This window comes from Consotaella aegiceratis, assembly GCF_036541425.1.
Classification (GTDB): domain Bacteria; phylum Pseudomonadota; class Alphaproteobacteria; order Rhizobiales; family Rhizobiaceae; genus Consotaella; species Consotaella aegiceratis.
The window spans coordinates 25,313-45,169 of sequence record NZ_JAZHFT010000027.1; the positions used below are offsets into that span (position 1 = coordinate 25,313).

Here is a 19,857-nt window from a genome sequence, read left to right on the forward strand (position 1 = left end):
CTCAGCCCTGGGCGCGGCTCGCCGCCTGCCGGTCGAGGATGGCACGCACGGCGGCGACCATGTCGGCCTCGTCCACCAGCTCCTGGCCGGCCCGCGCCTCGCGCCATTCGGCGTTGTCGGCGATCTCGGCCGACAGCTCCTTGCCGAGCACGAGGTCCTTGACCTGCACCTTGCCGGCCGCCTTTTCGTCGGCGCCCTGGATGATCACGCATGGGCTGTTGCGGCGGTCGGCATATTGCAGCTGCTTGCCGAACTGCTTCGGATTGCCCTGGAACATCTCGACCGGGACGATTGGCTTTCCGGGGCCGTTCAGCGCGGCGCGCAGCTTCGCCGCCATCGCCTGATAGTCGGCGAGGCGATCGCGATCCATGACGGTGACGACAACCGGACCGGGGCGTGTCTCCGTGCCGAGGCGGCCGAGGTTCTTCAGCGCCGTCATCAGGCGCGACACGCCGATAGAAAAGCCTGTCGCCGGCACCGGCTGGCTCATGAAGCGCGCGACCAGCCCGTCATAGCGCCCACCGCCGCCGACCGAGCCGAAGCGTACCGGCTGCCCCTTCTCGTTCGGCACCTCGAACAGAAGCTCGGCTTCGAAGACCGGGCCGGTGTAGTATTCGAGGCCGCGTACGACGGAGGGGTCGATCTTCACGCGGCCATCGTCGTAGCCGGCGGAAACAATCGAATCCCAGATTTGAGTTAATTCAGCAAGACCGCCCGTCTCCTCCGGCGAAAATCGAAGAACATTCTCTATAGAGGCAAACACTAACTTGGCCCGCCCACTTTCCCAAGCTTCGGGCTGCATACGTTCTACTTTATCAGAACCCCATAGCTCTTTGAGAGAAAGTTCGCTTTGGCTGGCAATCTCAAGTAGTGATGTAAGGAGAGCTATCGCTTTATGATCTAGCTCAGCGCCCTTTGTAAAATCGCCGCTCTCGTCCTTGCGGCCATCACCCAGCAATGATCGCACGCCGTCGACCCCGAACTTGTCGAGCTTGTCGATGGCACGGAGAACGGTCAGCCGGCGCTCCGGCTGACCTTTCAACCCAACGGCATCCAGCACGCCGTCGAGCACCTTGCGATTGTTCACCCGGATGACGTAGTCGCCGCGCTTGATGCCGAGCGCTTCCATCGTGTCGGCCATCATCATCGCCATCTCGGCGTCGGCCGAGACGTTCGGCGCGCCGACGATATCGGCGTCGAACTGCATGAACTGGCGGAAGCGCCCCGGACCCGGCTTCTCGTTGCGGAAGACATAGCCCGCGCGATAGCTGCGATAGGGCTTGGGCAGGCTCTCGAAGTTCTCCGCCACGTAGCGGGCGAGCGGTGCCGTCAGGTCGTAGCGCAGCGACATCCACGCCTCGTCCTCGTCCTGCAGCGAGAACACGCCCTCGTTCGGCCGGTCGCTGTCGGGCAGGAACTTGCCGAGCGCGTCGGTGTATTCGAACATCGGCGTCTCGACGGGCTCGAAGCCGTAGCGCTCGTAGACCTCGCGGATTCCATGGAGCATCTGGTCCTGCGCGCGCAGATCGTCGGCCGTGCGGTCGATAAACCCGCGCGGCACCCGTGCCTTGACCTTGTTCGGCTTCTTGGGAGCCATGATGGGACGTCCGTCGATGTTCGATTGTTCACACGCCCTGCGGGGCGCATGGACGATAAAAAAGACAGGCGGGTGTTATCCGATCGGCCGGCAAGCGGCAAGGTTGGCGAGGCCGGCGCCTCACCCCCTCATCCGCCCTGCGGGCACCTTCTCCCCGGCGGGGAGAAGGAGGAGACGGCACGGCCGCATCGCCGGCACCGCCTTTGCTGGGTTCCCGAGGTTATGCGCCATTCCTCTCCCGCGAGCGGGAGAGGGTGGACGCGCGGCAGTCGCCGCGCGGACGGGTGAGGGTCCGGATCATGATCCCAAAAAGTGGGACAGAGTTTTCGGAAAGATCACGCAAGAACCGGAGAATAGAGCGCAATGATGAGCTGAGCTCATCACATCAAGCCCGGCCGCTTGAACGCCGCGCGTTCGGCCTCGCAGTCCGCCCGGCAGATGCAGCCCTCCAGATGGTCGTCGACCAGGCCCATGGCCTGCATGAAGGCGTGGATCGTGGTCGGTCCGACGAAGGTGAAGCCGCGCTTCTTCAACGCCTTCGACAAGCGGGTGGAGGCCGGCGTCACCGTGTTCGCCCGCATCCATTCCGTGGTGACATGCTTCGGCCGCTCCTCTGCCGGCGGTTCGAACGACCATAGGAACGCGGCCAGGGAACCGTGCTCGGCCCGCACTGCCTGGGCGCGGCGGGCATTGTTGATCGTCGAGGCGATCTTGCCGCGATGGCGCACGATGCGGGCGTCCTGAAGGATGCGCTCGATGTCCGCCTCGTCCATCGCCGCCACCCGGTCGATGGCGAAGCCGAGAAACACCTCGCGAAAAGCCTCGCGCTTCCTCAGGATCGTCAGCCAGGACAGCCCGGCCTGAAAGCCCTCCAGGCAGAGCTTCTCGAACAGGCGGTCGTCGTCGGCCACCGGCCGGCCCCATTCCATGTCGTGATAGGCAAGGTAGCCGGCATCGCCGCCATGCCAGCGGCAGCGGGTTCGCCCGTCCGGCGCATCGGTCAGGCCTGTATCGAAAACGGTCTCGCTCATCGTCCCTTGATGGCCCAGCGATCCGGACCTGGCAAGCCGCCCGCCGGTCCTTGACGATCCATTAACCATACCAATTCGTTCCGGGGGACAATCGTCATGCGGGCACAGCGATTCATCTTTCGCTTGTGATTTTCAGGTCCAATCAGCGCATCGACCGCCGGCCGACGGCCCGCGGCATTTCCCGATCGTCAGCAGGACCTGCCATGACATTGCGTCCGACCCCGTTCAAATTCGCCGCTCTGGCGACCTTCGCCGCATTGATGGCTGGCCCCGCGGCCGCCCAGGACGGGGCGCGCCCGCCGGTCAAGGTTTCGCCGGAGATCGCCGGCGAATGGCTGCTGCAGCTTTCGCCCGGCAGCGGCGTGGTGCCCGGCTATCGCCGCAAGCCGGTCGTCGAGCATCGGGTGGATCGGAACGGCGTCGTCTACAGCGCCGGCGATTCGAGCTTCCCGATCACCATCGATCCACGCGCGACGGCACTGTTCGCCGCCCCGCCGCGCCAGGCGCCGGCCGCACGGCCGGCCGTGCAGTCCCGCGCCCCCGCGGTCAGCCGCGCCCCGGGCGTGCCGGCCCCTGCCCGGCAGGCGGCGCTCACCACGCCGCGAACGGTCCAGAAGGCGGCCGGCTTCGACCCGATCTATGCGCCGCAGACGGTCGACTACCAGACCAGCGAGGCTCCGGGCACGATCGTCATCGATACGGAAGCGAAGTTCCTCTACCATGTGATGGCCGGCGGCCAGGCTCGCCGCTACGGCGTCGGCGTCGGCAAGCCGGGCTTCGAATGGGCCGGAACCCACAGTGTCAGCGCCAAGCGGCAGTGGCCGGACTGGCGGCCGCCAGCTCAGATGATCGCCCGCGAGAAGAAGCGTGGACGGATCCTGCCGGTGGTGATGAAGGGCGGCCCCGACAATCCGCTCGGTGCCCGGGCGCTCTATCTCGGCTCGACGCTCTACCGCATTCACGGCACCAACCAGCCCTGGTCGATCGGCAAGGCGGTATCTTCGGGCTGCATCAGGATGCGTAACGAAGATGTCATCGAACTTTACGATCAGGTTGCCGTGGGCACCCGGGTTATCGTTCGATAGGCCATGAGCGCATCCGCCCTCGCCGCCCCGCGCGCGGAATGAGGCGCGAATCCAGGACCTTAAGGCGGCGCGCCCTGGAAAGAGGAATGGGATCGGCCGGCCGGCCGCCGATCCCGATTCCGCTGTTGCCGAGATGCCGCAGCCGGCCGCCAACGTGGTGGGGCGACTTGCCAGCCCGACCCATGTCCCAAATGACCCTGCGAAGGGGTTTAATCCAGCCGAGAGGGAAAGATTGATGAGAAAGATGCCGCTTGCGGTTGCCGCGGTTACGGCTCTTCTGGGCGTCCAGACCCTGGGATCCGCCCAAGCCGAGGAAGTTCGCCGCTATAATCCGTCGACGGCACGGTGGGAGACGGTGGACCTGTCCCGCGTGCGCTCCGTTCGGCAGCGCGAGCCGGATCGGCAATTCCAGCGCAAGACCGTCGGGATCGAGACGCGCGAGCAGCCTGGCACCATCATCGTCGATACCCAGCGCCACTTCCTCTATCATGTCGGAAACGGCGGCAAGGCCACGCGCTACGGCGTCGGCGTCGGCCGCGAAGGGTTCGGCTGGTCGGGCGACATGAAGATCGGCCGCAAGGCGGAGTGGCCGGGCTGGACGCCGCCCCCGGAGATGGTGCGGCGCGAGCGTGCCAAGGGCCGCAACCTGCCGGCTTATATGGCGGGCGGCCCCGACAACCCGCTGGGCGCCCGCGCCATGTATCTCTACCGCAACGGACACGACTCCATGTACCGCATCCACGGCACCAACCAGCCCTGGACGATCGGTCAGAACATGTCGTCCGGCTGCATCCGCATGATGAACGAGGATGTCGAGGATCTGTACGACCGGGCCGGCAAGGGTACCAAGGTCGTCGTCATCGGCCCCGATGGCAGCGGCCGCGACAAGATCTATCGCGAGACCCGCGCGGCCAACGGGCTGCTGGAGGCCCTCTTCGGCAGTTGAGGCGCTAGAGACTCTTTCTCAACCCCGAAAGCCCGCCCCCCGGCGGGCTTTCGTTTGTCTGCGACGGTGCTCGAATTCGGCTGGACAGGACGGGGTGCCGGTGGCTTGATCGGCCTTTCGCAGCAGGAGCGCCTCCATGCCCGTCAGCCTCGACATTCTCCTTCCCTTCATCCTCGCCACCGCGATCTTTCTGGCGATCCCCGGACCGACCATCGTTCTCGTCGTCTCCCAGGCGCTCAGCCATGGACGGTCGGTGGCCCTGGCCAGCGCGCTCGGCGTCGGGTTCGGCGATCTCTGCGCTGCGACCCTGTCGCTGATCGGCGTCGGCACGCTTCTCGCCACCTCGGCCACCGCGTTCGTCGCCCTGAAATGGATCGGCGCCGCCTATCTCGTCTTTCTTGGCGTCCGGATGTGGCGCTCGCCCATCACGGACCCGTCGACCCTTGCCGCCGGAGAGCCAAAGACGGTGACGGGTGGCCGGATCTTCCGCGCCGCCTTTCTCGTCACCCTGCTGAATCCGAAGAGCATCGTCTTCTTCATCGCCTTCCTGCCGCAGTTCATCGATCCGGCGCATGCCTTCGCGCCGCAGGCCGCGACGCTGGTCGCGGTCTTCGTCGTGCTCGGCGTCGTCAATGCCTATGCCTATACGCTGCTGGCTTCGAGCGCCCGGCGGGTGATTGCCCGGCCCCGCGTGCTGCGCGCGGCCACCCGCCTGGGCGCCAGCGTCCTGATCGGCGCCGGCTTCGCTTCTGCGCTGGCCCGCCGCGCCTGATTGGCGAGAAGCGCGGAACACCAGCGCACCCCTCTCGTTCCTTTCCCGACACCAACGCGTGATGCCGAAAAGATGCAGACTTCTCGGACCCACATCGCGCCGAAAAATCGCAAAGATAGAGCGGCACTGCGGTTCGAACTGAACACGGGATCGCCCTAAAGCTGCCGAGGACGAAACGATGAGCAGAACTCCCGAAACCAACGTCGATCCCGACACCAACAAGTCCGGAGCGGGCGTGGAGCAGACCGAAGACAAGAAGACGCCGGGCAACCAGGAACGCCCGATGACGGAAAACGAAGAGGTGGACGAGGCGCTCGACGAAAGCTTCCCGGCCTCCGATCCGAGTTCGCCGAGCCGCATCGACGACGCCACGACCTAAGCGGCCGCCATCGGACCAGAACCCCGCCGCGCGGCTTTTGCGCCGGCGGGGCGTGTCGGCAAACTTCTCCGCCCCTCTGGCGAAGCGGGAGACACCGAACTAAGACCTGCGGCATGCCCGACTATGATTTCCGCAGCCCGCGGCTTTTCGTCGACGGCGATCTTTCCGCCGAGCAGCCGATCGCCGCGTCGCCCACCCAGGCGAACTACCTCCTCAACGTGATGAGGCTGGACGAGAACGGTCGCGTGCTCCTGTTCAACGGCCGCGACGGCGAATGGTCGGCCCGCGTCGCGCGCGCCGGCAAGAAGGGTGCCGAGTTGCACCCCGAGCGCCGGCTTCGTGCCCAGACGCCGCCCTCCGACCTCGTCTATCTCTTCGCCCCGCTGAAGCATGCCCGGCTCGACTATATGGTCCAAAAGGCGGTCGAAATGGGCGCGGGCGTGCTGCAGCCGGTGCTGACCCAACATGTCCAGGCGCCGCGCATCAATGTCGAGCGCATACGCGCCAACGCCGTCGAGGCGGCCGAGCAGTGCGGTATCCTCTCCGTGCCGGACTGCCGGGACATGATGCGCCTGCCCAAGCTTCTCGCCGACTGGGACCCGGCGCGACGAATCGTCTTCTGCGACGAGCGCGAGGATGCCGCGAGCCCGATCGAACTCCTGCGCCGCGAAGCGCGATCGCCTCTCGCCCTGTTGATCGGCCCGGAGGGCGGCTTTTCCTCCGCCGAACGCGAGTTGATCACGGGCCTCGACTGCGTCACCACGATCTCGCTCGGGCCACGCATTCTGCGGGCCGACACGGCTGCCGTGGCCGCGCTGGCGGTGATCCAGGCTGCCGTCGGGGACTGGATCGCCCCTTGATTTGACGATAGGGCAACCACACCGTTTAGCGAAATAGACTTGCGGCGCTGTGCCAAAGTCGCAAAGAGGGTTCGCGGCCGCTGTCGGTGGCAGGTGCGATCCGGGTTCAAGGAAGATTTGCATGGCGCGCGATACCACCGATGTGACGCCTGTCACCTCCATCGAAGACCTGGTCGGCCACATCCGCCAGGGCGAGAAGCCGGCCAGCCAGTTTCGCATCGGCACCGAGCACGAGAAGTTCGGCTTCTACCCCGACGACCTGTCGCCCGTGCCCTATGACGGCGATCGGGGCATCCGCAAGTTGCTCGAAGGAATGCGCGACCTCAACGGCTGGGACGAGATCCTGGACGAGGACCGCATCATCGGCCTGGCGGGCCACAGCGGCCAGGGTGCCATCTCGATCGAGCCCGGCGGCCAGTTCGAGCTCTCCGGCGCTCCGCTGGAGACGCTGCACCAGACCTGCCGCGAGTCGAACGCCCATCTGCGGCAGGTTCGCGAGGTGGCCAAGAAGCTCGGCATCGAGTTCCTCGGGATCGGGTCGAGCCCGACCTGGACGCTCGACGAAACGCCGCGCATGCCGAAATCCCGCTACGAGATCATGCGCGCCTACATGCCGACCGTCGGCACCCGTGGCCTCGACATGATGCACCGGACGGCGACCATCCAGGTCAATCTCGACTTTTCCGACGAAGCCGACATGCGGCGCAAGATGCAGATCGGCAGCCGCCTGCAGCCCGTCGCCTCGGCGCTGTTCGCCCATTCGCCGTTCACCGAAGGCAAGCCCAACGGGCTGGTGTCCTGGCGGGCGGAGGTGTGGAAGGATGTCGACAACCGCCGGTCCGGCCTTCTTCCTTTCGTCTTCGAGCCCGACTTCGGCTATCGCGACTATGTCGAATGGGCGCTCGACGTGCCGATGTATTTCGTCATGCGCGACGGCCGATACCATCAGGCCACCCACGTCACCTTCCGGCAGTTTCTGGACGGCGCGCTGAAAGGCGAGATCGCCGATGCCGATCCCACCATGGGCGACTGGGAAAACCACCTGTCGACGCTGTTTCCCGACGTGCGCCTGAAGCGCTTCATCGAGATGCGCGGCGCCGACGGGGGCCCGTGGCGGCGCATCTGTGCCCTGCCCGCCTATTGGGTCGGGCTCCTCTATGATGAGGCCATCCTGGACGAGGTCGACGCGCTGACGCGCGACTGGACCTTCGAGGAGGTTTCGGCGATGCGCGACGAAGTGCCGCGGAGCGGCTTCCGCGCGCCCTTCCGCGATGGCACGGTGCTCGAGTTGGCTCGCGCCACCGTCAAACTCGCTCGCCGCGGCTTGCTGGCGCGCGACCGGCGCAATGAAGAAGGCCACGACGAAAGCGTCTTCCTGGCGCCGCTGGAAGAGGTCGTGGCCCGGGGCACGACGTCCGCCGAGGAACTGGTCCGCCTCTACGACGAACAATGGGACCGTTCGATGGCCCGCCTGTTCCAGCATCTGGCCTATTGACGCGTTGGACAGGCCAACTATTCTGAATTGCTCCGGCTCTAAAAATCTACGCGTTCGTTCCACATCACAGTCCCCGAAATGTATCGCGTCAACACCAGTTCATCGAACGGGAGGTACGCGGCATGATCGACTTTTTCGACTGGCTGACAGCCGGCGACGGCGGCTTGGCGACCGATCAGCTCGCACATCGCTATCTCTTGAGCCACGACGAGATCCGGCAGGTGGCGGAAGCGCTGGCCCCGGCCTTCGCGCTGGCGCTCGATCGGGCCGACCGCATCGGCGCCCGCGAGGCGTTCGTGCGGATGCTGCTGGCTCTGCTGCCCTGCGAAGGCGGCGCGGCGCCGGAGGTTTGCGCGCCGGCGGCCAGGCGGTTCCTGGCGGCGTTCTTCGGGTCCGATGGCTTGGCGACGGCGGTGGCACGCCGTGCGTCGCTAACGACGGGCATCGCACCCGACACGATCGAAGAGCTGATGCCGGGGCTCGTGGCGCTGACCCTGGAGACGCTTGCGCAGGCCCTGGCCGCCCGTTCGTTGGCCGCGAGCACGAGCCTGTCGAGGACCGGACCGATGAACGCCCGGCCGAACGAAGTGCCCTGGCAGCTGGATCGTCGAGAGGACCATCGGCCCAGGATGGCGCCGCCGCCCTGTTCCACGACCTTTGCGTCCGACGATCTGGAGCGGATTTTCGCTCGCGCGCTCGCCGATGCGCGAATGCACGGCAACGCGGCCGACCAATGCGGAAGGACGAGGTCTAGACCGATGCAGATGCGGCCGGGAAATCACTTGTCGGACGATGGCCCCATCGATCCGTTCGACGGAACGATGACGCGCGATCAGAAGCTGGAGATGATGGCGCTGTTCTGCCGCTTCGAGCCCAAGGCCTGGCGCGGCGCGCTGTAGCTATCTGCGGTATTTGATGAAAGCTGCCGCCGTCGCCACCGTGTCGTAAAGGCGGCGAGCCTCGGCATTGTCCCGTTCGATCAGCCAATAGGTCCGCGCGTCATGGCCCTGACGACCGTGCGCAAAAACGCCGAACCGGGAGGCGCCACGGGGATGACGCCGCCCGGGTCCTGGGCCGGAAAGTTTTCGCTCAGAGATGGATGACCCGGCGTCGCTGGCTGGCGGTGACGGCGAGACGATAAGTCGGATCCTCGCGCCAATCGCGGTTGAGCGCCTCGTAGACGTCGTCCCGTTTCAGCCCGATATCGGTGAGCAGATGGTCCGGCAGTTCTGCGAGGCGGCGGGCTTGCCTGCGATTGGTCACGGCTCGGGCGATGGCAATGAGGGCAGCGACCGCAATCCGGACGTTCGGAAAGAAAGACTTCGTCTCACGAGAGGCGGGAAATTTCGCGATGACGGCCATGGCTGTTTCTCCTGTCAAGCCATTGTCGTCAGGAAAAGGGCGCCCGTGACGGCGTTGCGGCATGCGCAAGCCGTTCACGGGCAAGGGAAGGTGTTCCTGACAAGGTGGAATGTAGGCGGCGCCTATTGATCAGTCCAACGAATGTTGCTTATATCAATGATCACTCGCGCTGATGGGAAAACACATGTCGACCCCGCTCGATCTCGACCAGGTGAAGACCTTCGTGGCGATCGTCGACACGGGCAGTTTCACCCGTGCCGCCGACGAAGTCTTCAAGACTCAGTCTGCGGTTTCGATGCAGATGCGCAAGCTGGAGGAACGGCTCGGCGTTCCCCTGTTCGAGCGCAACGGCCGCAACGTCCGGCTGACGGAGGACGGCTACCGGCTGCTCACCTATGCCCGCAAGATCCTAGCGCTCTCCCAGGAAACGCTGTCGGCCTTCGACGAGGAAGCGATGGCCGGCCATGTCCGCATCGGCCTTCCGGACGACTACGCCGAGCGCTTTCTGCCGGAGATCCTGGCGCGGTTCTCCCGCTCCAACCCGCTGGTCGAGCTGGAGATCGCCTGCGAACCGTCGACCTATCTGGCCGATCATGTCGAAAAGAGCCAGCTGGACGTCGCCCTGGTTTCCGACTGCCGGGACTTCAGCAATGTCGGAGAGATCGTGCGGCGCGAGCCGCTGCATTTCGTCACCTCGGCGGCGCACGACGTCCATCATCGCACGATTCTGCCGCTGGCCCTGGGCCGGATAGACTGCGCCTGGCGCCGGAAGGGCTGTGAGGCGCTGGACGCGATGGGACGCAAATATCGCGTGCTGTTCTCCTCCTGGTCGGCCCAGATCGTCACCTCGGCGGTTCTTTCGGGCCTCGCGATCAGCGTTCTGCCCGAATGCGCGCTGCGGCCGGGCATGCGCGTGCTCGGCCCGCACGAGGGCTTTCCGCATCTGACCCCCACGGAGATTGGCGTCCTGCGGGCGCGCAACGCCGAAAGTCCCGTCGTAACAGCGCTGGTCGACCATATCCGCGAGAGTCTGCAGAATATGGTGCCGCCCGCCAGCCAGCAGCCACAGCTGCAGCAGATGCCCGACAGCTCGGCGGTGCGCCTGCAGCGCAACGGCGCGGCGTTCGCCACCGCCGGCCGCTGAAGGCGGGCGGCATCCGCCTGCCTTGACCTCGGCGGAACAGTCTCGCCACAATGACGACGATGTCGATGCTTCCCGATTCGCCGCAGGGCTCCAATATCGCCGAATACTCGGTGTCCGAACTGTCGGGCGTGGTCCGGCGCACGATCGAGGACGCCTTCGGGCTGGTGCGCGTGCGCGGCGAGATTTCCGGGTTCCGGGGCCGGCATTCTTCCGGCCATAGCTATTTTGCGCTGAAGGACGAGCGCGCCCGGCTGGAAGCGGTCATCTGGAAGACGGCCTACGCCAAGCTTGCCTTCAAGCCGGAGGAGGGACTCGAGGTCATCGCCACCGGCCGCCTGACCACCTATCCCGGCTCCTCGAAATACCAGATCGTCATCGACCAGCTGGAGCCGGCGGGCGCCGGCGCGCTGATGGCGCTCCTGAACGAGCGCCGGATGAAGCTCGAGGCCGAAGGCCTGTTCGCCGCCGAGCGCAAGAAGGCCTTGCCCTATCTGCCGCGCGTCATCGGCGTCGTGACCTCGCCGACCGGCGCCGTCATCCGCGACATTCGTCACCGCATCGCCGACCGGTTTCCGGTGCACGTCATCGTCTGGCCGGTGCGGGTGCAGGGCGAGGGATCGGGCGACGAGGTGGCGCAGGCTATCGCCGGCTTCGACGCGCTCACCGGAGAGGGGGCCATTCCGCGTCCCGACGTGATCATCGTGGCGCGCGGCGGCGGCAGCCTGGAGGATCTCTGGGGCTTCAACGACGAGGCGGTGGTGCGGGCTGCCGCAGCCTGCTCGATTCCGCTGATCTCGGCGGTCGGCCATGAGACCGATTGGACGCTTCTCGATCACGTTGCCGACCGGCGTGCCCCGACGCCGACGGGCGCCGCCGAAATCGCCGTGCCGGTGAAGGCGGAGATCGCGGCCGCCCTGGCCGGCCTCTACGCCCGCCATTCCGGAGCCATGTCCCGCAGCCTCGAACGCGAGCGCCGCGCCGTGGCCGCTGCGGCCCGGGCCTTGCCCGCGCCGGACATGCTGCTCGCCCTGCCTCGTCGCCGGCTCGACGAATCGGCGGCGTCGCTCGGCCGCGCGCTGCGGCTGACCGTCTCGGACAAGCGGCGAGGCTTCGGCGAAACGGCGATCCGGCTGTCGCCGGGCGTCCTTGAAAACCCGCTCCGCCACAAGCGGGCGGACCTGCGCCATGCCGACTCTTGCGTGCTGCACGGCTTCGAATCGACTGTGACGCACCACCGCCAGCGGTTCGAGCGCGCCAGCGCCCGACTGCGGCTCAACACGGTCGTCACACGCGGCGGCGAAAGCCGCACTCGCTTCGACGGACTGTCCGCCCGCTTCGTCCGCAGCTTCGAGCTCGGGTTGGAACGCAAGCGCGCCGGACTGGCGACGGCCGCCCGCATGGTGGCGAGCCTCGATCCTTCCCAGGTGCTGAAGCGCGGCTATGCCATCATTCGCGATCAGGACGACAAGCCGATCACCCGCGCCGGCGATCTGGAGCCGGGCGCCGCGTTCGAGGTCGAGTTCGCCGGCAAGGAGCGCCGCCGTGCAATCGCCGAGGACGAGGCATCCGCCGGCAAGCCCCGGCCGGCCGCGCCACGGCGAAGCTCGAAGGCCAAAAAACCTTCGCTGTCGGAGCAGGGCTCGCTTTTCTGAAAGTCGGGGTCGGGCTTGCCCGGCCGGAGGCCGTCAGACGATCCCGGCGACGCCAAGCACGGCTGCCAGCCCCGCGAAAAGCCCGCGCAGGCTCGCCTCTGGTTCGACGTCGATCCATTCGTCCAGCGAATGCGCCCGTCCGCCGGTACCGCCGGTGCCGATCTTGACCGCCGGGATTCCCCGGCTCATCGGGATGTTGGCATCGGTCGAGGACGCCGTCAGCTCCGGCTCGATGCCGAAGGCGCGCAGGGCCGCGATCGAGGAGACGACGATAGTGCTGTCGACCGGGGTTTCACCCGCCGGCCGGTCACCGATCTGCTGCATCTCGGCCGTGATGGCGCCGGTCTCGGTCGATCCCCGCGCATTCTCGTGGGCGACTGCGTCCGCGACGAGGCGATGCATCGCCTGGTCGAGCCTGGCAAGTTCGTCGGCTGCGGTGGAGCGCAGATCGACCTCCACCCAGACCTCTTCCGGGATCGCGTTGATCGAGGTTCCGCCGCCGAAGACGCTGGCGCAATAGCTGGTGCGCGGGTCGGCGGGAACCTCGAACTTCGCCATCCCCGCGACCACTTCGGCCATGGCATAGGCCGGATTGACGCTTCCGAAGGCCGACAGGCTGTGACCGCCCGGCCCCCGGAAAACGATCCGATAGCGCTTGGAGCCCACGGCCCGCACCACGAGATGGTCCATGTCGGGGCTGTCGAAGGTAAAGAAGCCGGCGATCTGCTGCCGCGCCTCTCCCTCGCTGAACAGGTGGCGTATTCCTTTGAGGTCGCCCTTGCCCTCCTCGCCCACGTCGGCGACGAAGAGAAGATCGTGCTCGGTGACGATGCCGGCCGCGTCGAGCGACCGGGCGAACGCCAGCAGAACCGCCAGTCCGCGCGTGTCGTCGCCGACGCCGGGCGCGTAAAGCTTGGTTCCCTCGCGCCGAACCGTCACGTCGGTTCCCTCGGGAAACACCGTGTCGAGATGGGCCGCCAGGACGATCGCCTTGCCCGATCCCTGCCCCCGGCGCCGCCCCTTGACGTTGCCGACCGCATCGAGCGCGACCTCTTCGAGGCCCGCCTCGCGCATCATCGACAGCATGGCCGCCGCGCGCTTTTCCTCCTTGAACGGGGGAGCGGGAGTTTCCGTCAACGCGACGATTTCGTCCACCAGACGGTCGTGCTCGGCGCGCAATCGCGCCTGTGCCGCCTGGAAGGCCGGATGGGCAAGGATGATGTCGATAGAGGTCATGTCAGATAAGCCGATGGCTGCCGATCAGAAATCACGATCACAGCCACGGAAGCGATGGTACGGTTGGGTGGATTCGAACCACCGACCTTTGGAGCCACAATCCAACGCTCTAACCAACTGAGCTACAACCGCACGCGCATTCGCTGCGCCTCAGGCGCGCCCTGCAGATAAATTCTTTCATGCCGATACGCAAGCCCGATGAGCGCCGGTTTCATGGCCCTCCGGCTAAGGCGGCCGTCGGTCATCGACCTCGATCCGAAGTTGCCTTAACGATCATGCACGCGAAAGCCGGCGACATTAACCTTCCTCACCCATGAGGTCGAACAAGAGACCAAAGTTCCTAGATTCAGCTTTTCGCTGCCTTTATTAATTCTTTGTTAGGCGATAACCGACGGTCGACGCGTCGGCTCGATTGGGTCCTAGGGAATTATGACGGGATTGACCGCGCTCGGCATTATGACACGGCAGGACGTACGAACGGCGAACGCCTCCGGCGCCGCGCTGGCCGTGCTGTCGGCGTCGCTCGACAGTGTGATCTGGGCCAACCGCCCCGGAGCGCGCCTTCTCGGCGTGCCGGTCGGCATGTCGGACCCATCGATTCCACTCGACGGAACCCTGCCGATCGCTCGTCAGATCGCGAGTTCCGCCCGCCGGCTGCGGGAGGCCGGGCAGGCCCGGCTCATGCTGCGCGCGCCCGGCATGAGATCGATGAAGCCGATCGTCGCCGACCTGACGGTGCTCGACCCGATCGAGGATCAGAGCGGTTTCGTCCTGTTCGTGGCCGCCGAGCTTGCCGCCGTGGATCGGGATCCTCAAGCGATGGCTTGGCGCCTGATCGAAGAGGCCGGCCTGAACGAGGCGGCCGCCGCCGTGCTCGATGATTCGGGGGTGCTCGCCCGGACCGGAGCGATGAGCGACCGGACGCTGGCCGAGACCGGTGATTCGGCCGAAACCTTCAGGCTCGGTGAAGAACCGATCGCGATCGCCCAGGACGCGGGCACGACGCGCCATTTGGCCCGCGTAGCGGACGGAATGGTGCTGGTTTGGATCGAAGCCGAACCGGCCAGCGAAGCCATCGAGGCTGCGCCGGCCGAAGAAACCGCCGCAATCGACGGGACCGAGCCACCCGCGCCACCGGAGACCTCCAACGAGGAAGAGACACCGGCCGCCACGCCCGCAGCCGCTCGTTCCTTCTCGGTGAAACGCAAGCCGCTGCCGTCCGGCCGCCGCACCCTCGATATCGGCGCTTTGATCGAGCGCTGGCACAATCGTCGCGATCCTCACCCGGTCTCACCCACGGACCCAGACATGGCGGAGGCGGAGATCGAGACGAGCAGCGAGCCCGAGCTGCCGACCCTTCCCTTGGACCCCGAGAATGGCCCGGATCCGGTCGATCCGGAGCCCGTCGAGCTTTCGGACGATACGATCGAAAGCGACGACCCGCATTTCAAGACAGACGAGGAGCCATCGCGTGTTGCAACACGGGATGAGCTCCCGCTGGAGGAGCCGGCCGGCACGCCGTCCGTCGACGAACAAGCGAGCGAGGAGCCGCAGTCGGAGGTGGTCGACACGGATGATCCGCAACGATCGGCCGCCGGCTTCGAGGTCGAGGTTCTCGACGCCGACGGAGCCGTCGTCGACATCGAGACCGACATGGAAGTCGCCGACGAGACGGAAAGCGAGATCGAGGGGCCGTCGCTAGACGCCGAAGCGCCTGAGGAACCCGCATCGGTCGAGCCGGAGGAGGCCGCCGAAACACGCGAAGCGGCGGCTGATGAGAGCCCCGTTGCCCCGGCTCGGGCGGGTCCGTTCGAACCACGGTTCGACCTCGCCTCCGTTCGGTTCGTATGGCAGATCGATTCCGAAGGACGGTTCCGCTCGTTCTCGCCCGAATTTGCGGCCGCCGTCGGCCCCCAGGCCGCCGATGTCATCGGACGCAGCTTCCGCGACGTCGCCCAGGTCTTCGATTTCGATCGTGACGGCGAGATCGGGCGCCTCTTGGAACGCCGCGACACCTGGTCGGGACGCAGCGTCTTCTGGCCGGTCCAGGGGACGGATCGCAAGGTGCCCGTCGACCTGGCGGCCCTTCCCACCTATGCGCGCGACCGCCGGTTCGACGGCTTCCGCGGCTTCGGCATCGTGCGGCTCAGCGAGGCCGTGCACGATCCCGACGCGATCGGTCTGCTGTTGTCGGGCGAAAAGCCGCTGCCCCTGAATGCGGAGGACGCGGAGCCTCTGCCGCTCGACGACGAAGGCGAGTTCGCTGCCGACGCGCCGGAATCGGTCGAACCGGACGGCCCGTCTTCGATCTTCACGACGTTTTCTGCGGAAACGAAGCCCTTCGGCCGTCGGGAAACGCCGCCCGACGAAGCCACGTCGGCACCATCCGGTACCCCGCAGCCGGATGACCATCGGCGCATGCGCGAGGCGATCCTCTCGGAGGCCGAAGCGGCCGCGTTCCGTGCCATTGGCCGCAAGCTTGGCGAGCGGAACGGGCATGAGGACGCCGAAACGGAAAAACCCTGGCCCGACGACGCGCGTCCGGTCACGGCCGACGACTTCAGTGCGTCCGCCGCCGGCGACGACGCCGATCTTCGGTCCGAAGACACCCCACATGAGGCGACTTCCGACGACGCGAACGGATCGACCGAGATCGAGCCGGCTCCCGAGGCGCCGGCCGACTCCCCCGATGCGACGGAAATCGACCGGTCGCTTCCCGAGGACGAACCCAACGACGACACGGCAGTCTGGCTGGCGCCGCTGCGCGAGCGTCTCGATCAGGTTTTCGGATCGCTGCCCCTGGCGGTCCTGGTTCAGCGCCGCGACCATCTCGTTTATGCCAACGCTCCGTTCCTGGCGCTGTCCGGCTACGAAGACCTCGACATGCTGACGGAAGCAGGCGGTCTCGACGCGCTGTTCGCCGAACCGACCGAACCCCTTCATGACGGACGCGTGGCGTTGCGCCGTGCGGACGGCGAGGCGGCGACGGTGGCCGTTCATTTGCAGCGGGTCAGCTTTGCCGACCGCGCCTGCCTGGTGATCTCCTTCACGCCGCAGCCGGTCGAGACCCGCTCGGAACAGCCGCCGAGCGAGGACCTGAGCGAGATCGACAATCTGCGCCGCGAGGTCGAGGAGCTGCAGGCGGTGCTCAACACCGCCACCGACGGCGTGGTGATGCTCGATCACGACGGCAACATCCGTGGCATGAACGGTGCCGCCCAGGCGATCTTCGCCACGGATCCGACGATCTGCGCCGGGCGGCCGCTGTCGACGCTGCTCGCGCACGAGAGCCAGCGCACGGCCTTCGACTATCTCGAGATGCTGAAGGACGACGGCCTTCCCGCCATGCTCAACGATGGTCGCGAGGTAACCGGCCGGGTTGCCCAGGGTGGCTTCGTTCCGCTGTTCATCACCGCCGCGCGGCTGTCCGAGGGCCGCGGCTATTGCGTCGTCATCCGCGACATCACCCATTGGAAGCGAGTCGAGGACGACCTCGTCAAGGCGCGGCGCCAGGCCGAAGAGGCGAGCCTGCACAAGAGCCAGTTCCTCGCCAACATCTCGCACGAACTGCGCACGCCGTTGAACGCGATCATCGGCTTCGCCGACGTCATGGCATCAGAGTGTTTCGGTCCCATCGGCCATGAACGCTATCTGGAATATCTGACCGACATCAAGCGGTCGGGCCACCATGTCCTCGACCTCGTCAACGACCTGCTCGACATCTCCAAGGTCGAGGCCGGCAAGGCGGACCTGGTGTTCGAAGCGGTCTCGCTCAACGACGTGATCAGCGAGGCCTGCTCGCTGATGCAGCCTCAGGCGAATCGCGGCCGGGTGATCGTGCGCTCCAATCTGCCCTCTTCCGTGCCGCCGGTGGTCGCCGACCGCCGCTCGATGCGCCAGATCGCGCTCAACCTTCTGTCCAACGCGATCCGCTTCACGCCGCCCGGCGGCCAGGTGGTGGCCTCGACCATCTACAATCCGAGCGGCGACGTCGTCATGCGGGTTCGCGACAGCGGTATCGGCATGACCGAGCACGAGATCGAGATCGCTCTGAAGCCGTTCCAGCAGGTCCATACCGGCCTGCGCGAACGGGGCGACGGCACCGGGCTCGGCCTGCCGTTGACCAAGACGATGACCGAGGCGAACGAGGCGCACTTCAGCATCAAGTCCACTCCGGGAGAAGGAACGCTGGTGGAGATCGCCTTTCCGCCGCAGCGCGTCCTGGCCGACTGAACGCGCCGCCGTCCGGCGGCGGGCCGACCGGCCCAGATGACGGCTTCGCTCGTTTCGCCACAGCTTGGTGCCGCCAGCGTCCCTCGCCCTGGCAGTGTTTTCGGAAGAGCGGCCCATATCCTTTTGCAACGGGTCCGAACACCCGCTAAATGATGCTTCCAAAATAAAGGGAGACGACGTGCTGCAAGCCAACCGTTCGGAGCCGAACACCGCGCGGGACGGTGCCAGCCGAAACCACCGGTGGCGGCCCCATATTGGCCTTGCGGCCCTTCTGATCGTCCTCCTTTTCCTGGCCGTCGGCGGCGCGGCGACGATGATGTCGACCTTCGCGCTCAACGAGGCCGTGGCCCGTCGGGACATCCGAAGCAGCCTGGAGACATTGACCGGCCTTCCCGTCAGCATCGACGGCGAGACGTCGTTCCGGCTTCTGCCGCGCACCGTGCTGACGCTGACGAACGTGCGGATCGGCGAAGGCGTGGAGACATTGGAGGTCGACCGGCTGCAGGCCGAATTGGATTTCTGGCAGGCGATCCGCGGCCGCACCGAAGTCTCCGAATTGATACTGGTGCGGCCCGAACTGACGTCGGCCGCCGCCTTCCTTCGCTCGGCCTCCCATGCCGGCCAGGAGCCCGCGAGCGGCATGCCGCTGTCGCAGTTCATGGATTTTCTGCTCGAACGCTTGGGTGATCTGCACACCGTCGTCATCCGCGATGGCGCCTTTCGGCTGGCCGGCCAGACGGCGGGCTCGGGCGTCAGCAGCGCCAATATCGTGGCGACGTGGCCGAGCCGCAGCCAGTCGGCGCGCGTTTCCGGCAATTACGTGTGGAACGGACAGCCGGCAGAAATCGACGTCAGAGCGGCTTCGCCCGCCGCCATGATGCACGGCGAGACGACCCAACTGGAATTCGATCTGTCGGCTCCGCCGCTCGAAGTCGCCTTCAATGGCCAGGGGTCGCTTGGCAACGCCCTCGTCCTTCAAGGCAGCGTTGATGCCGCAACGCCGTCGCTCACGCGCGCCCTGCGTTGGGTCGGCATCTCGGCGACCAACCTGCCGGACGTCGGAGCCTTCGCGCTCGAGGGCCAGCTGGCCGCCTTCGGCCGGAAGATCAACCTTCAGGACGCCAGCGTGACGCTTGCGGGCAACCGCGGACACGGCGCCCTGGAACTGGTGATGGCAGCCGACCAGCGACCGCAGATCGCCGGGACACTGGCGTTCGAAACCTTCGCGCTGGACGACCTGCAGCGTGCCGTCGCGCCGTTTCCGACGACGCCGATCGACTTCGACCGGCCATTGCCCATCGACTTCGTCGAGAGACTGGATCTCGATCTGCGGCTCTCGGCGGGCCGCGCGGCGATCGGGACGGTTCCGATCAGCGATCTCGCCACCACGATCAAGATGAAGAACGGCATCGCCACCTTCGACATCGGAGACGTCGGGCTTCTGGACGGGCGCGCTCAAGCGAGGGTGACCGTCGACGTCACCAAGGCCAGGCCGGAGGCCCACGGAACCGCGACTCTGGACGATGTCGACGCCGCTGCCCTGCTCGATTTGAGCGGCCTCTCCAGCGTCGGCATCGTCGGGCGATGCGACATCGACGCCGACCTGTCGACGATCGTGACGAACTGGGCCACGATCCTGCGGCGCACGCGGCTGGACATGACGCTCCGGTCGAACGGCGGGCAGGTTCAGGGCATCGACCCGGACCTGTTTCTCCAGCCCGGCGAGCGGCCCTTCGCCGCGGTCCGCTCCAGGACCGTCCCGTTCGAGCGGCTGTCGGTGAAGCTGCTGACTCGCGGCCCGGAAATCCGCCTGGATGCCATCGACGTCGCGATGCCAGGGGGAACGCTCGAAGCCAACGGCTCGCTGGGCGCCACGTCGCGAGCCGTCGACATTTCCGGCCTGTTCCGGCCGACGATCGACGAGGCGCAAAATACCGCCGGCCTTCCCGGACGCGGCCGCCCTGTCGCCTTCCGCCTGGCCGGAGAATGGCCCAATCCGACGATCACCAGTCGAGCGACCACGGGTCCGGGGCTTTGACGGCCTCGGGATAAAGCCGCCGCCGTT

The 19,857-nt window shown here is 66.6% G+C and carries 15 protein-coding genes and 1 tRNA gene; 11 read left to right on the plus strand and 5 right to left on the minus strand.

All coding sequences use genetic code 11. The features are described from left to right. Position 1 precedes the first annotated feature (1 nt). Positions 2 to 1,597, minus strand: coding sequence for a histidine--tRNA ligase (gene hisS, locus SMD10_RS17070; protein WP_331686941.1), 1,596 nt, complete (start codon positions 1,595 to 1,597; stop codon positions 2 to 4). A gap of 380 nt (positions 1,598 to 1,977) precedes the next feature. Continuing rightward, positions 1,978 to 2,628 carry a DNA-3-methyladenine glycosylase I gene (locus SMD10_RS17075; RefSeq protein ID WP_331686942.1) on the minus strand — a complete coding sequence of 217 codons (651 nt, stop codon included), beginning with the start codon at positions 2,626 to 2,628 and terminating at the stop codon, positions 1,978 to 1,980. Between the two features lie 203 nt (positions 2,629 to 2,831). Here SMD10_RS17075 and SMD10_RS17080 point away from each other — a divergent pair, with 203 nt between their 5' ends. From SMD10_RS17080 to SMD10_RS17110, 7 genes are all read left to right on the plus strand, one after another. Then, a complete protein-coding gene (locus SMD10_RS17080; RefSeq protein WP_432757264.1) occupies positions 2,832 to 3,713 on the plus strand; it encodes a L,D-transpeptidase in 882 nt (293 codons plus the stop codon). Between the two features lie 235 nt (positions 3,714 to 3,948). After that, on the plus strand, positions 3,949 to 4,659 hold the full coding sequence (locus SMD10_RS17085) for a L,D-transpeptidase (RefSeq protein ID WP_331686943.1): 711 nt from the start codon (positions 3,949 to 3,951) through the stop codon (positions 4,657 to 4,659). A 136-nt stretch (positions 4,660 to 4,795) separates the two neighbouring features. After that, positions 4,796 to 5,431: a LysE family translocator gene (locus tag SMD10_RS17090; RefSeq protein ID WP_331686944.1), complete on the plus strand. Its 636-nt coding sequence runs from the start codon at positions 4,796 to 4,798 to the stop codon at positions 5,429 to 5,431. A gap of 178 nt (positions 5,432 to 5,609) precedes the next feature. Then, positions 5,610 to 5,810 (plus strand): hypothetical protein, encoded by a 201-nt coding sequence (locus tag SMD10_RS17095; protein WP_331686945.1) that lies wholly within the window; start codon positions 5,610 to 5,612, stop codon positions 5,808 to 5,810. A gap of 113 nt (positions 5,811 to 5,923) precedes the next feature. Continuing rightward, entirely contained in the window at positions 5,924 to 6,670 is a 747-nt protein-coding gene (locus SMD10_RS17100; protein ID WP_331686946.1) for a 16S rRNA (uracil(1498)-N(3))-methyltransferase, read from the plus strand. Positions 6,671 to 6,791: 121 nt separating this feature from the next. Further along, entirely contained in the window at positions 6,792 to 8,165 is a 1,374-nt protein-coding gene (locus tag SMD10_RS17105; protein WP_331686947.1) for a glutamate--cysteine ligase, read from the plus strand. A 122-nt stretch (positions 8,166 to 8,287) separates the two neighbouring features. Then, positions 8,288 to 9,064: a hypothetical protein gene (locus tag SMD10_RS17110; RefSeq protein WP_331686948.1), complete on the plus strand. Its 777-nt coding sequence runs from the start codon at positions 8,288 to 8,290 to the stop codon at positions 9,062 to 9,064. A 190-nt stretch (positions 9,065 to 9,254) separates the two neighbouring features. On the opposite strand, the gene SMD10_RS17115 is transcribed toward SMD10_RS17110, so the two are convergent. Further along, positions 9,255 to 9,527, minus strand: a complete 273-nt coding sequence (locus SMD10_RS17115) for a DUF1127 domain-containing protein (RefSeq protein ID WP_331686949.1) — start codon at positions 9,525 to 9,527, stop codon at positions 9,255 to 9,257. A 184-nt stretch (positions 9,528 to 9,711) separates the two neighbouring features. On the opposite strand from SMD10_RS17115, the gene SMD10_RS17120 reads away from it, so the two are divergent. Then, the gene (locus SMD10_RS17120) at positions 9,712 to 10,671 is read left to right on the plus strand and encodes a LysR family transcriptional regulator (RefSeq protein WP_331686950.1); all 960 of its coding nucleotides are present in this window, start codon (positions 9,712 to 9,714) and stop codon (positions 10,669 to 10,671) included. A 59-nt stretch (positions 10,672 to 10,730) separates the two neighbouring features. Then, positions 10,731 to 12,323, plus strand: coding sequence for an exodeoxyribonuclease VII large subunit (gene xseA, locus SMD10_RS17125; RefSeq protein WP_331686951.1), 1,593 nt, complete (start codon positions 10,731 to 10,733; stop codon positions 12,321 to 12,323). Positions 12,324 to 12,356: 33 nt separating this feature from the next. Here the strand turns inward: xseA and SMD10_RS17130 are convergent, their stop codons facing one another. Together SMD10_RS17130 and SMD10_RS17135 are read right to left on the minus strand one after the other, a co-directional pair. Then, positions 12,357 to 13,559 carry a M20/M25/M40 family metallo-hydrolase gene (locus tag SMD10_RS17130; protein ID WP_331686952.1) on the minus strand — a complete coding sequence of 401 codons (1,203 nt, stop codon included), beginning with the start codon at positions 13,557 to 13,559 and terminating at the stop codon, positions 12,357 to 12,359. Between the two features lie 55 nt (positions 13,560 to 13,614). Next, a tRNA-His gene (locus SMD10_RS17135) sits at positions 13,615 to 13,691 on the minus strand. A 297-nt stretch (positions 13,692 to 13,988) separates the two neighbouring features. On the opposite strand from SMD10_RS17135, the gene SMD10_RS17140 reads away from it, so the two are divergent. Together SMD10_RS17140 and SMD10_RS17145 are read left to right on the plus strand one after the other, a co-directional pair. Beyond that, complete coding sequence (locus SMD10_RS17140) at positions 13,989 to 17,792, plus strand: ATP-binding protein (RefSeq protein ID WP_331686953.1); 3,804 nt, start codon at positions 13,989 to 13,991, stop codon at positions 17,790 to 17,792. Between the two features lie 178 nt (positions 17,793 to 17,970). Then, positions 17,971 to 19,830 carry an AsmA family protein gene (locus SMD10_RS17145; protein WP_331686954.1) on the plus strand — a complete coding sequence of 620 codons (1,860 nt, stop codon included), beginning with the start codon at positions 17,971 to 17,973 and terminating at the stop codon, positions 19,828 to 19,830. Positions 19,831 to 19,857 lie beyond the last annotated feature (27 nt).

Excerpts from the sequence above, each read along its gene's own strand:
- hisS (WP_331686941.1), bottom strand. The coding sequence starts at position 1,597 with ATGGCTCCCAAGAAGCCGAACAAGGTCAAGGCACGGGTGCCGCGCGGG.
- SMD10_RS17075 (WP_331686942.1), bottom strand. The coding sequence starts at position 2,628 with ATGAGCGAGACCGTTTTCGATACAGGCCTGACCGATGCGCCGGACGGG.
- SMD10_RS17080 (WP_432757264.1), top strand. The coding sequence starts at position 2,832 with ATGACATTGCGTCCGACCCCGTTCAAATTCGCCGCTCTGGCGACCTTC.
- SMD10_RS17085 (WP_331686943.1), top strand. The coding sequence starts at position 3,949 with ATGAGAAAGATGCCGCTTGCGGTTGCCGCGGTTACGGCTCTTCTGGGC.
- SMD10_RS17090 (WP_331686944.1), top strand. The coding sequence starts at position 4,796 with ATGCCCGTCAGCCTCGACATTCTCCTTCCCTTCATCCTCGCCACCGCG.
- SMD10_RS17095 (WP_331686945.1), top strand. The coding sequence starts at position 5,610 with ATGAGCAGAACTCCCGAAACCAACGTCGATCCCGACACCAACAAGTCC.
- SMD10_RS17100 (WP_331686946.1), top strand. The coding sequence starts at position 5,924 with ATGCCCGACTATGATTTCCGCAGCCCGCGGCTTTTCGTCGACGGCGAT.
- SMD10_RS17105 (WP_331686947.1), top strand. The coding sequence starts at position 6,792 with ATGGCGCGCGATACCACCGATGTGACGCCTGTCACCTCCATCGAAGAC.
- SMD10_RS17110 (WP_331686948.1), top strand. The coding sequence starts at position 8,288 with ATGATCGACTTTTTCGACTGGCTGACAGCCGGCGACGGCGGCTTGGCG.
- SMD10_RS17115 (WP_331686949.1), bottom strand. The coding sequence starts at position 9,527 with ATGGCCGTCATCGCGAAATTTCCCGCCTCTCGTGAGACGAAGTCTTTC.
- SMD10_RS17120 (WP_331686950.1), top strand. The coding sequence starts at position 9,712 with ATGTCGACCCCGCTCGATCTCGACCAGGTGAAGACCTTCGTGGCGATC.
- xseA (WP_331686951.1), top strand. The coding sequence starts at position 10,731 with ATGTCGATGCTTCCCGATTCGCCGCAGGGCTCCAATATCGCCGAATAC.
- SMD10_RS17130 (WP_331686952.1), bottom strand. The coding sequence starts at position 13,559 with ATGACCTCTATCGACATCATCCTTGCCCATCCGGCCTTCCAGGCGGCA.
- SMD10_RS17140 (WP_331686953.1), top strand. The coding sequence starts at position 13,989 with ATGACGGGATTGACCGCGCTCGGCATTATGACACGGCAGGACGTACGA.